Raw genomic sequence first — 11,800 nt, 5'->3', positions numbered from 1 at the left:
CCATGCCGAACCCGCTGTATGACCGCCTCTTCGGAGCCCATGCCGGACAGTCCACCCCGTTCCTGATGCTCGCCGACGGCCGCGTGCTGAGCCATGCGGATTTCCTCGCGATGGCGGCGCGCTTCGCCCATGTCATCGCCGATCTCGGCGTCGCGCCGGGCGACCGGCTGGCGGCGCAGGTCGACAAGTCGCCCGAGGCGCTGGCACTCTATGCCGCCTGCGTTCAGGCCGGGGTCGTCTTCCTGCCGCTCAACACCGGCTACACCGTCGAGGAGCTGACCTATTTCATCGAGAACAGCGGCGCGGCGCTGGTGGTCTGCGGCCCCAAGCGCGAAGCCGGGCTGCGCCCGGTCGCCGAAGGGCTCGGCGCGCAGCTTCTGACGCTCGACGCCGATGGGACCGGCAGCCTGAGCGACGCCGCCGCCGGCAAGTCCGACAGCTTCGAGACCGTCGCGCGCGACGGCGAGGATCTTGCCGCGTTCCTCTACACCTCGGGCACCACCGGGCGCTCCAAGGGCGCCATGCTGACGCAGAACAACCTGCTGTCGAACGCCGAAACGCTGGCCGAGCACTGGCGCTTCACCAAGGACGACGTTCTGCTGCACGCGCTGCCGATCTTCCACACGCACGGGCTTTTCGTGGCATCGAACATCATGCTGCTGGCAGGGGGCGCGATGGTCTTCCTGCCCAAGCTCGACATCGACCAGTTGATCGAGTGGATGCCGAAGGCCACCTCGATGATGGGCGTGCCGACCTTCTACACCCGCCTGCTCGACGATCCGCGCTTCACCCGCGATCTGGCGCAGCACATGCGGCTCTTCGTGTCTGGCTCGGCGCCGCTGTTGTCGGACACGCACGAGAAGTTCGAGGCCCGCACCGGGCACCGCATCCTCGAGCGCTACGGCATGACCGAAACCAACATGAACACGTCGAACCCCTATGATGGCGAGCGCCGCGCCGGCACCGTTGGCTTCCCGCTGCCCGGGGTGGAGCTCAAGATCACCGATCCCGAGACCGGAGACGAGGTGGCGCAGGGCGAGGTCGGCCAAATCGAGGTGCGCGGCCCGAACGTCTTCAAGGGGTACTGGAAGATGCCCGAGAAAACTGCCGAGGAGCTGCGCTCGGACGGGTTCTTCATCACCGGCGATCTCGGCCAGCTGGATAAGGACGGCTACGTGCAGATCGTCGGGCGCAACAAGGACCTGATCATCTCGGGCGGTTACAACATCTATCCCAAGGAAATCGAGATGGTCATCGACGACCAACCCGGTGTGCTCGAATCCGCCGTGATCGGCGTGCCGCACGCGGATTTCGGAGAGACGCCGCTGGCGCTGGTCGTGGCCGAACCCGGCGCGACCCCCGATCTCGACGCTGTTGCGGAAAGCGTGAAGGGCGCTCTGGCGCGGTTCAAGCACCCGCAGCGCTACGAGATGATCGACGCCCTGCCGCGCAACACCATGGGCAAGGTACAAAAGAACCAGCTGCGCGAAAGCTACAGCTGACGAGACGTCGCGTCTTCCGCTTCTTCCGTGTGGGGACAGGGGAGGAGGGGGAGGCGCGGCGACCCCCAGGGAGGAGGAGAGAGGGTCGCCGCTGATTCCCAGGCTCAGGGAGGAGGAGAGAGCCTCAGGAAACTTGATGAACATTCGTAAATGTTCGTTGGGGTTCATTTGGAGGATCGCGGCGGGTCTTTCAATGCATGAGGATGCAGACCCGCTCTGCGTCCGGTGCATGGCGCAAGTCGGGCTGTTACGGCGGGGGCGGCGTGACCGCGCCACGCAGAGAGTTTTCCACCATTTCAAACGCTTCCGGATTGCTTGAAATCGCTTCAGGCTGACCATGCGTCAGGCCGTCGATGGTCTGGCGTGGCCGAGGAACTGGCGCTTCGGCCACACGTTTCCTGATTGAGCGCCGTTCACTGCGGGCGGTCCGAGAGTCGCCGGGCGCGATAGGTTTGACTCTCCGTGCAGAGAGTCCCGGGTCGCGCTGTTCTACGGCAGGGCCAGATCCGCTCCGGTCGCCCGACTGCCCACTTCGGGCAGGGCGCGCTCCACATCAGCGCACAGTCAGTGTGCATTATTGATTCACTCGGTCGCATTTTGCGACCGAACGGTCAGAAAGATGCGACCGCTCGGACCTTTATAATAAGGCAGCAAGGCATCTTTTCGTTCGTTCTCACGGTATACTACGGCACTCGGAAGCGTCGAGTGCCCGGACCCCGCAAACCCATCGGACCGCTTGCGCGGCATCCTGCCGCGGCATAGGTCGGAATTGGTGCATAGTTAGCGCACATACGTTCCACCCATACCGGCAGGACATTCTACATGACCGATCTTCCCGGATACCCGAGCCGACGCAACTTCCTCAAAGCGTCCGCGGCAGGTGTCGCACTCTCCGGTCTGGCCGCCCAAGCGAAAGCGCAGGAGACCACGCCCCCCGTTCCCCTCGAAGATTACGACCGCGCCTATCTGAACGCGGACGAGTGGGCCTTCGTGATGGCCGCGACCGCGCGGCTGATCCCCTCCGAAGGCGATGGCCCCGGCGCCATCGAGACCCGCGTGCCCGTCTTCATCGACCTCCAGCTTGCCGGCGATTACGGCAGCGCTGACGACTGGTACATGGAAGGCCCGCACGTTCCCGACGCCGAGCCTGCCCGCGGCTGGCAGACCCCGCTTAACCCGGCCGAAATCTACCGAAAGGCGATCCCGGTCTTCAACGCATGGTGCGAGCAGACCCACGGCGCGGCCTTCGCCGAGCTCGAGGCCGAGACGCAGGATGCGGCGCTGACCGCGCTGCAGGACGGCGATGTCGCGCTCGATCCCGAGATCCGCGACTTCTTCTCGATCCTGCTGGCCAACACCAAGGAAGGCTACTTCGCGGACCCGCAATACGGCGGCAACCACGAGATGCAGTCCTGGGTCTATATCGGCTTCCCGGGCGCCCGCGCGGCCTATCGCGCATGGCCGGAGCGGCACAACGAAAAATACCCGCTCGGTCCGGTCTCGATCAGCGGCGAAAGGGCATAACCATGGCACGTCAGGAAAAGAAAAAGGACGTGGTCATTGTCGGCCTCGGCTGGACCGGCTCGATTGCCGGCATCGAGCTGGCGCAGGAAGGGCTCGACATCGTTGCGCTGGAGCGCGGCCACGACCAGAACACCGTCCCGAACTTCGAATACCCGCAGCAGATCGATGAGCTGAAATACGGCGTGCGTCTGAAGATGATGCAGAAGCCGTCGCAGCAGACCGTGACCGTGCGCCGCAACGGCGGCGAGACGGCGCTGCCCTATCGCCAGCTCGGCTCCTTCCTGCCGGGCAACGGCGTCGGCGGGGCTGGCACGCACTGGAACGGCCTCAACTGGCGTCCGCAGGAGGTTGAACTCCGGCTGCGCTCCTATGTCGAGGAAACCTTCGGCGCCGACATCATCCCCGAGGGCATGAACCTTGGCGACTACCCGGTGAGCTATGACGAGCTCGAGCCGTTCTTCACCCAGTTCGAGAAGGTCGCGGGCATCTCCGGCTACGCCGGCAATCTCAACGGCGAGATCCGCGAAGGCGGCAACCCGTTCGAGGGCTGGCGCTCGGAAGACTTCCCGATGCCGCCGATGCCCACCACCTATGACAGCTCCAAGTTCCGCGACGCGGCTGCCGCGATGGGCTACCACCCGTTCCCGGCCTCGGCGGGGATCGCCTCGACCTCCTATGTGAACCCCTACGGGATGCAGATGGGGCCCTGCAATTTCTGCGGCTTCTGCGAGCGGTTCGGCTGCTACCAGTATTCCAAATCCTCGCCGCAGACCACGATCCTCGGCGCGCTCAAGCGCTACCCGAATTTCGAGTACCGCACCCAGTCCGAGGTGCTGCGCGTGGAGCTGGCCGAGGACGGCCAGACCGCGACCGGCGTCACCTACTGGGACGAGGCGGCGCAGGAAGAGGTCTTCCAGCCGGCCGACATCGTCATCCTGTCGAGCTACCAGCTCAACAACGTGCACCTGATGCTGCTTTCGGGTCTGGGCGAGGTTTATGACCCGCTGACCGGCGAGGGCACGCTGGGCAAGAACTATGCCTACCAGATGAACGGCGGCATCTCGATGTTCTTCAAGGACGAAGAGTTCAACCCCTTCGTCGGCCACGGCGCCAACGGCATCTGCATCGACGATTTCTCGATCTCGCAGAACGATTTCGGCGCCGAGGGCTTCATCGGCGGGTCGTACTGGCGGTCGGGCACGTTCAACGGTCAGCCGATCCGCAACATGCCGCTGCCGGCGGGCACGCCGGCGTGGGGCGCTGGCTGGAAGCAGGCGATCGGCGAGACCTACGGTCACGCCATGTCGATCGGCTCGCACGGCTCGCACATGGCCTATGCCAACAACCACCTCGACCTCGATCCGACATACACCGACCGGCATGGCCGGCCGCTGATGCGGATGACGTTCAACTGGCAGGACAACGACCTGCGGATGAACCAGTTCATGAAGTCGAAGATGGAGCCGCTGGCGGCCTCGATGAACCCGGATTCGATGCGCGCGGGCTTCAAGGGGCCGGGCGCGGAATACGACGTTCGCCCCTACCAGACGACGCACAACACCGGCGGCCACATCATGTCCGAGAACGCACGCGAGGGCGCGGTCAACCGCTACTGCCAGAGCTGGAAGGCGCACAACGTCTTCGCCATGGGCGCGGGCAACTTCGTGCAGAACACCCAGTACAACCCGACCGGCCTCGTCGGCGGTCTGGCCTATCACACGGTGAATGCCATCCGCACCCAGTACCTGTCCAACCCGCGTCCGCTGGTCTGAGGAGCACGTAGATGAAAACCTTTCTCCGTATCCTTGCGGGCCTCGTCATCATCGGCGTGGTCGCGCTTCTGGCCTTCATCTTCGTGCCGGTGCAGCGCACCGAGCCGGCGCAGGCGCTTGCCGCCGACTGGGAGCCCGCAGAGGGGCAGGGCGAATACGTCCTGGACGCCGCGGACTGCGTGGCCTGCCACACCTCGGATGACGGCGAGCGCCTCGCCGGGGGCCGGGCCATCGCCAGCCCCATGGGCACGATCTGGTCGACCAACATCACCCCCGATCCCGAAACCGGGATCGGCGAGTGGTCCTATGCGGATTTCCGCGCCGCGATGGTCGACGGACTCGAGCCCGACGGCACCCATCTATATCCGGCGATGCCCTACGAGAACTACCGCCTGATGAGCGAAGAGGACATCCGTGCCCTCTACGACTACCTGATGACCGAGGTCGAGCCGGTCTCGAACGAGGTGCAGGAGACCGAGCTCAGCTTCCCGTTCAACCTCCGCTTCGGCATCCGGGCGTGGAACTGGCTGGCGCTGACCCACGGTCCGGGCTTCACCCCGGCGGACGTGCCCGAGCTTCAGCAGCGCGGTCAGTACCTCGTCGAGGGTCCGGGCCACTGCGCGGCCTGTCACAGCCCGCGCAGCAAGTTCATGTCGCAGGACGGCGTCACCGCCGACGAGGAAAACTTCCTCGCGGGCGGCGTGATCGACGGCTGGAACGCCCCGGCGCTGCGCGGCGAGGGCTCCGACCTTGCCAAATGGTCGGTCGGTGAGGTGGCGGCCTACCTCGCCACCGGTCGCAACGCCCACTCCACCGCCAACGGCGAGATGGGTCTCGTGGTCGAGCACTCGCTGCAGAAGCTGACCGACGAGGACGTCCTCGCCATGGCCGCCTTCCTCAAGGGGGTCGACGGCGATGCGGTGGACCTGCCGGAGAGCTTCGCGGCCGCCGGCCCCACCTCGCTCGAGGCGGCGGAGGCCGACGAGACCGGCTCGGCCACGGCCGAGATGCTGGCCTCGGCCGATCCTGACATGCCGCTTGGTGCGCGTCTTTACATGGACAACTGCATCGGCTGTCACTTCGCCACCGGCAAGGGCGCGCCCGAGATGTTCCCCGAGCTTCAGGGCAACTCGATGGTGGTGGGATCGGAAACCATGCCGCTGATCTCGGTGATCCTGAACGGCGTCGAGGTGCCCTCGACCGCGAAGCGCCCCATGAGCCTGCGGATGCAGGGCTACGGCGAGCGTCTGTCCGACGACGAAGTGGCCGAGCTTGTCACGTGGCTGCGCGGCGCGTGGGGCAACGACGCGCCTGCGGTTTCGCCTGCGGACGTCGCGAAGGTGCGCGAGGCCGGCGAGGCGCATTGAGCCTGCCTGCCGAACGAAAAGACAGGGCCGTGGCGGAGACGCTGCGGTCCTTTTTGCTTTGACCTCTCGGGCCCTCAAGCGTGCAACGCTTCCGGGCCGATGCCTTGGCAGGCTCTAAGCCGAAGGCCGCGGCATTCTCCTACCGGAGGCGTGGCGTGAACCCGGACCGGCGGTTGGTTGTCTCTGCGCAGAAACGACAGGTCCGTTGGATTTCGCTGCGATACATCGCGAAGGCCATTGGATCGCCTCACCAACCCGCGCGCCTGCGAGGACGCGGCTTGCGCTGAGGTGGGCGCCGCTGCCGGTGCACAACCCTCCCCCAAAAGAAAAGGACCGCACCCGAAGGCGCGGCCCAATCCTTATTAGGCGACCGGCGCACGAATGCGCCGGCCTATCTCTGCCTTACTGCCAGGACTTCAGCAGCTCGTCATAGGAGATGGTCTTCGGCTCTTCGTCCTCGTTCTCGAGCTTCGCCTTGGGCGAGCCTTCCTGGCTGAGCCAGTACTCCGGATCCTGCTCCTCGTTGAGCACCGGGCCGATATCGCCCTGGATGCCGGCGCGCTCGAGGCGCTCCATCACGCGCTCCTGATCCGCGCAGAGCGCATCGAGCGCTTCCTGCGGGGTCTTGGCGCCCGACATGGCATCGCCGATGTTCTGCCACCACAGCTGCGCGAGCTTGGGGTAGTCCGGCACGTTGGTGCCGGTCGGCGACCACGCGGTGCGCGCGGGCGAGCGGTAGAACTCGACCAGGCCACCAAGCATCGGCGCGCGCTCGGTGAAGCTCTCGTGCTGGATCGTCGACTCGCGGATGAAGGTCAGGCCGACATGGGCCTTCTTCACGTCCACGGTCTTGGAGGTGACGAACTGGGCATAGAGCCAGGCCGCTTTGGCGCGATCCACCGGGGTCGACTTCATCAGCGTCCACGAGCCCACGTCCTGGTAGCCGATCTTGGTGCCTTCTTCCCAGTAGACGCCATGCGGGGAGGGGGCCATGCGCCACTTGGGCGTGCCGTCCTCGTTCAGCACCGCGTCGGCCCCGTCACCGACCATGTCGGCGGTGAAGGCGGTGTACCAGAACATCTGCTGCGCGATGTTGCCCTGCGCTGGAACCGGGCCGGCCTCGGAGAAGGTCATGCCCGCGGCTGCCGGCGGGGTGTATTTCTCGAGCCACTCGATCGCCTTGGTGATGGCATAGACCGCGGCCGGGCCATTGGTGGCGCCGCCACGGGCAACGCAGGAGCCCACGGGCTGCGAGTTCTCGTTGACGCGGATGCCCCATTCGTCGACCGGCAGGCCGTTCGGCTCGCCCTTCGATCCGGCCCCGGCCATCGACAGCCACGCATCGGTGTAGCGCCAGCCGAGCGAGGGGTCCTTCTTGCCGTAATCCATGTTGCCATAGATCTCGTCCTCGACGCCCATGTGCGACAGGTCGCGGCCGGTGAAGAACTCGGCGATGTCCTCGTAGGCCGACCAGTTCACCGGCACGCCGAGATCGTAGCCATAGGCCTCCTTGAAGTCGGCCTGGTTCTTCTCGTCGTTGAACCAGTCGTAGCGGAACCAGTAGAGGTTCGCGAACTGCTGATCGGGCAGCTGGTACAGCTCGCCATCGGGGGCGGTGGTGAACTGGGTGCCGATGTAATCGTCGAGATCCAGCGTCGGCGAGGTCACGTCGGCGCCCTCGTTGGCCATCCAGTCGGTCAGGCTGCGGGCCTGCTGGTAGCGCCAGTGGGTGCCGATCAGGTCGCTGTCGTTGACATAGGCGTCATAGATGTTCTCGCCCGACTGCATCTGCGTCTGCAGCTTCTCGACCACGTCGCCTTCGCCGATCAGGTCGTGGGTGAGGTTGATGCCGGTGATCTCGCTGAACGCCTTGGCCAGAACCTGGCTTTCGTATTCATGCGTGGTGATGGTCTCGGAGACCACCTTGATGTCCATGCCCTCGAACTGCTTGGCGGCATCGATGTACCACTGCATCTCGGCTTCCTGCTCTTCGCGGGTCAGCACCGACATGTCGCCGATTTCGGCATCGAGGAAGGCGCGGGCTTCGTCCATCCCCGCAAAGGCGCCCCCTCCGGTGAGGCTGAGCGCGAGCGCCAGCGCGGTGGTGGATTTCAGGGTCAAGTTCATGTGGTCCTCCCTAGTTTGAACTTGTCACGTCTTGTTCCGGGGCGGGCGGTCTCCTGCCGTCTGCCCCGGCCGTCTCGTGCGGCCTAGACCCAGCGGAACACCGCTGCGGCATAGGCCAGGCAGACCGCCAGCGCCCAGGGCTGGGTGTCGGCTCCGACGAGCCCCAGCCAGGCGAGGTTGATGAAGGCGCTGCCCAGAAGCGTGATGAAAAGCCGGTCGCCGCGCGTGGTCTCGATCCGCAGCACGCCGACGCGCGGCGTCTCGGGAAACTTGATCGCGAGGATCGTGAACACGATCAGCAGCGAGGCGATCACCATGAAAAAGATCGCGGTCGGCCAGGTCCATGCCATCCAGTCCATGTCAGGTCTCCTTTCGAAGGCTGGCCAACGGGTACAACCGGCGCGCATGCGCCAGGCCCGACCTCCCCCCCGGGAGGGCCTTTGTTGGGTCGATGTATGCGTGGGTGACGCCGGTGCTTTGGAGTGCGACCGCCGGGCTGGCGATGACGCCCTCCCGAGGTCGGGCCTGGCGCATGCGCGCCTTCTTGGCGGCCGTCATCACACCCTCCCCAGGGCGAAGCCCTTGGCGATGTAGTTGCGCACGAAGTAGATCACCAGCGCGCCTGGCACGATGGTCAGGATGCCCGCCGCCGCCAGCACGCCCCAGTCGATGCCCGAGGCGCCCTGCGTCCGGGTCATGATCGCGGCGATGGGCTTGGCGTCGACGGTGGTCAGCGTGCGCGACAGCAGCAGCTCGACCCACGAGAACATGAAGCAGAAGAACGCCGCCACGCCGATGCCGGAGGCGATCAGGGGCATAAAGATCTTCACGAAGAACTTCCCGAACGAGTAGCCGTCGATATAGGCGGTCTCGTCGATCTCCTTGGGCACGCCGCGCATGAAGCCCTCGAGGATCCACACCGCGAGCGGCACGTTGAACAGGCAATGCGCCAGCGCCACCGCGATGTGGGTGTCGAAGAGCCCCACCGACGAATAAAGCTGGAAGAACGGCAGCGCGAAGACCGCCGGCGGCGCCATGCGGTTGGTCAGCAGCCAGAAGAACAGGTGCTTGTCGCCCATGAAGCTGTAGCGCGAAAAGGCATAGGCTGCCGGCAGCGCCACAAGAAGCGAGATCACCGTGTTCATCACCACGTAGATCAGCGAGTTGACATAGCCCAGATACCAGCTCGGATCGGTGAGGATCGTGCGGTAGTTGGCCAGCGTCAGGTCGCGCGGGAACAGGGTGAAATCGTTGAGGATCTCGGCATTGGTCTTGAGGCTCATGTTGAGCAGCCAGTAGATCGGCAGCAGCAGGAAGAGCAGGTAGGCCCCCATCACCAGCGCGCTTGCGTTGACGCGGACGCGATTGCGGCTGGTGGTGCCGCCGGCGGTGAGGTTCTCGGGAATGGCGCTGTCGGTCATGTCACATGCCTTTCTTGTCGAGATTGACCATCACGGTGTAGAACACCCAGCTGATCAGCAGGATCACCAGGAAATACATCAGCGAGAACGCCGCCGCCGGGCCGAGGTCGAACTGCCCCAGCGCCATCTTCACCAGATCGATGGAGAGCAGCGTGGTGGCGTTGCCGGGGCCGCCCCCGGTGACCACGAAGGGCTCGGTGTAGATCATGAAGCTGTCCATGAAGCGCAGCAGGATGGCGATCATCAGCACGCCCATCATCTTGGGCAGCTCGATGTAGCGGAACACCTTCCAGCGGCTGGCCTGATCGATCTTGGCGGCCTGGTAATAGGCGTCGGGGATCGATTTGAGTCCGGCGAAGGCGAGCAGAGCCACCAGCGAGGTCCAGTGCCAGACATCCATCACGATGATGGTGATCCACGCGTCGAGCGTGTCCTGCGTGTAGTTGTAATCGATCCCGAGCTTGTCGAGGACGTAGCCCAGCAGGCCGATATCCACGCGACCGAAGATCTGCCAGATCGTGCCGACCACGTTCCACGGGATCAGCAGCGGCAGCGACATCAGCACGAGGCAGAAGCTCGACCAGAAGCCGGATTTCGGCATGTTGAGCGCCACGAAGATGCCCAGCGGAATCTCGATGGCGAGGATGATGCCCGAGAACAGCAACTGCCGTTTCAGAGCGTTCCACATGCGGTCGTCGTGCAGCATCTCCTCGAACCACTCAAGCCCGGCCCAGAAGAACTGGTTGTTGCCGAAGGTGTCCTGCACCGAGTAGTTGACCACGGTCATCAGCGGTATCACCGCCGAGAAGGCCACGAGGATCAGCACCGGCAGCACGAGGAACCAGGCTTTCTGATTGACGGTCTTGTTCATCGGTTGGGTCCCCCGGTGTGGCGGGTCGCGCGGTCATCCTCGGGCCCGACCCGAGGATCTCGGGCCGAAAGCGTGCGCGTTGAAATGGAGATCCTCGGGGCAAGCCCGAGGATGACGTGGAATGGGAGACGTTGCATCATGCGGCCGCCCCCTTCACGCGCCAGTCGTCTGCATACACGTTGACCTGCGACGGATCGAAGGTCACCCGGTTCATGTCGGGGCTGATGCGCTCGTCCTCGCCGGCGATGATGTTGATGTCCTGCCCGAACATGTCCGCGCGGATGATCTTGTGCCGGCCCACATCCTCTACCCGGCGCACCTTGACCGGCAGGCCCTCGCTCTGCGACAGGCGGGCGAATTCCGGGCGGATGCCGATCTCGACCTTGCCCGAGAGCGGGCCGTAACCCTGCCCCAGAGCGATCTCGGCGCCGCCCACATGGGCGGTCGCGCCCTCGACCCGGGCGGGGATCACGTTCATCCCCGGCGAGCCGATGAAATAGCCCACGAAGGTGTGCTCGGGGCGCTCGAACAGCTCTTCCGGCGTGCCGATCTGCACCACGCGGCCGTCATACATCACCACCACCTTGTCGGCGAAGGTCAGCGCCTCGGTCTGGTCGTGGGTGACGTAGATCATCGTGTGGCCGAACTCGTGGTGCAGCCGCTTGAGCTGGGTGCGTAGCTCCCACTTCATGTGCGGGTCGATCACCGTCAGCGGCTCGTCGAAGAGCAGCGCGTTGACGTCCTTGCGCACCATGCCGCGCCCGAGGCTGATCTTCTGCTTCTCGTCGGCGCCGAGACCGCGCGCCTTGCGCTTGAGCATGTGCTCCATGCCGATCATCTTGGCGATCTCGTTGACGCGCTCGGCCACATACGCCTCGTCTCGGCCGCGGTTGCGCAGCGGGAAGGCGAGATTGTCGTGCACCGTCATGGTGTCGTAAACCACCGGGAACTGGAACACCTGTGCGATGTTGCGCTCGGCGGTGGGGGCGCGGGTGACATCCTTGCCGTCGAACAGGATGCGCCCCTGCGAGGGCGTCAGCAGCCCCGAGATGATGTTGAGCAGGGTGGACTTGCCGCAGCCCGAAGAGCCGAGCAGCGCGTAGGCCTCGCCATCGACCCAGTCGTGGTTCAGCTCCTTCAGCGCGTAGTCGTCCTCGGTCGACGGGTTGGGCTTGTAGCTGTGGGCGAGGTTGTCGAGCGTGATCTTTGCCATGGT

At 65.0% G+C, this 11,800-nt stretch carries 9 protein-coding genes; 4 read left to right on the top strand and 5 right to left on the bottom strand.

Annotated features, from left to right (window positions below):
- Positions 1–2 precede the first annotated feature (2 nt).
- The 4 genes from LCM15_RS17095 (at position 3) to LCM15_RS17080 (ending at position 6,165) form a co-directional block, all read left to right on the top strand.
- Positions 3–1,502, top strand: a complete 1,500-nt coding sequence (locus tag LCM15_RS17095; RefSeq protein WP_224858534.1) for a malonate--CoA ligase — start codon at positions 3–5, stop codon at positions 1,500–1,502.
- 822 nt (positions 1,503–2,324) lie between these two features.
- Positions 2,325–3,026, top strand: a complete 702-nt coding sequence (locus LCM15_RS17090) for a gluconate 2-dehydrogenase subunit 3 family protein (protein WP_224858532.1) — start codon at positions 2,325–2,327, stop codon at positions 3,024–3,026.
- A 2-nt stretch (positions 3,027–3,028) separates the two neighbouring features.
- The gene (locus LCM15_RS17085) at positions 3,029–4,798 is read left to right on the top strand and encodes a GMC family oxidoreductase (RefSeq protein WP_224858530.1); all 1,770 of its coding nucleotides are present in this window, start codon (positions 3,029–3,031) and stop codon (positions 4,796–4,798) included.
- Between the two features lie 11 nt (positions 4,799–4,809).
- The gene (locus LCM15_RS17080; RefSeq protein ID WP_224858528.1) at positions 4,810–6,165 is read left to right on the top strand and encodes a cytochrome c; all 1,356 of its coding nucleotides are present in this window, start codon (positions 4,810–4,812) and stop codon (positions 6,163–6,165) included.
- 402 nt (positions 6,166–6,567) lie between these two features.
- Here the strand turns inward: LCM15_RS17080 and LCM15_RS17075 are convergent, their stop codons facing one another.
- The 5 genes from LCM15_RS17075 to LCM15_RS17055 all read right to left on the bottom strand — a co-directional run bounded on the left by LCM15_RS17075 (position 6,568) and on the right by LCM15_RS17055 (position 11,797).
- Positions 6,568–8,292 (bottom strand): ABC transporter substrate-binding protein, encoded by a 1,725-nt coding sequence (locus tag LCM15_RS17075; RefSeq protein ID WP_224858526.1) that lies wholly within the window; start codon positions 8,290–8,292, stop codon positions 6,568–6,570.
- An 83-nt stretch (positions 8,293–8,375) separates the two neighbouring features.
- A complete protein-coding gene (locus LCM15_RS17070) occupies positions 8,376–8,651 on the bottom strand; it encodes a DUF2160 domain-containing protein (RefSeq protein WP_007802785.1) in 276 nt (91 codons plus the stop codon).
- Positions 8,652–8,849: 198 nt separating this feature from the next.
- Positions 8,850–9,713, bottom strand: coding sequence for a carbohydrate ABC transporter permease (locus LCM15_RS17065; RefSeq protein ID WP_224858524.1), 864 nt, complete (start codon positions 9,711–9,713; stop codon positions 8,850–8,852).
- A 1-nt stretch (position 9,714) separates the two neighbouring features.
- The gene (locus LCM15_RS17060; RefSeq protein ID WP_007802787.1) at positions 9,715–10,584 is read right to left on the bottom strand and encodes a carbohydrate ABC transporter permease; all 870 of its coding nucleotides are present in this window, start codon (positions 10,582–10,584) and stop codon (positions 9,715–9,717) included.
- Positions 10,585–10,720: 136 nt separating this feature from the next.
- The gene (locus LCM15_RS17055; RefSeq protein WP_224858522.1) at positions 10,721–11,797 is read right to left on the bottom strand and encodes an ABC transporter ATP-binding protein; all 1,077 of its coding nucleotides are present in this window, start codon (positions 11,795–11,797) and stop codon (positions 10,721–10,723) included.
- Positions 11,798–11,800 lie beyond the last annotated feature (3 nt).

The organism is Salipiger bermudensis (assembly GCF_020171625.1).
In the GTDB taxonomy this organism is placed as follows: Bacteria; Pseudomonadota; Alphaproteobacteria; order Rhodobacterales; family Rhodobacteraceae; genus Salipiger; species Salipiger bermudensis_B.
The sequence above is the reverse complement of the archived record's forward strand: the minus strand, read 5'-3'. Positions and strand labels throughout refer to the sequence as shown.

Coding starts and splice junctions, on each gene's coding strand:
- LCM15_RS17095 (WP_224858534.1), top strand. CDS start 3: ATGCCGAACCCGCTGTATGACCGCCTCTTCGGAGCCCATGCCGGACAG.
- LCM15_RS17090 (WP_224858532.1), top strand. CDS start 2,325: ATGACCGATCTTCCCGGATACCCGAGCCGACGCAACTTCCTCAAAGCG.
- LCM15_RS17085 (WP_224858530.1), top strand. CDS start 3,029: ATGGCACGTCAGGAAAAGAAAAAGGACGTGGTCATTGTCGGCCTCGGC.
- LCM15_RS17080 (WP_224858528.1), top strand. CDS start 4,810: ATGAAAACCTTTCTCCGTATCCTTGCGGGCCTCGTCATCATCGGCGTG.
- LCM15_RS17075 (WP_224858526.1), bottom strand. CDS start 8,292: ATGAACTTGACCCTGAAATCCACCACCGCGCTGGCGCTCGCGCTCAGC.
- LCM15_RS17070 (WP_007802785.1), bottom strand. CDS start 8,651: ATGGACTGGATGGCATGGACCTGGCCGACCGCGATCTTTTTCATGGTG.
- LCM15_RS17065 (WP_224858524.1), bottom strand. CDS start 9,713: ATGACCGACAGCGCCATTCCCGAGAACCTCACCGCCGGCGGCACCACC.
- LCM15_RS17060 (WP_007802787.1), bottom strand. CDS start 10,584: ATGAACAAGACCGTCAATCAGAAAGCCTGGTTCCTCGTGCTGCCGGTG.
- LCM15_RS17055 (WP_224858522.1), bottom strand. CDS start 11,797: ATGGCAAAGATCACGCTCGACAACCTCGCCCACAGCTACAAGCCCAAC.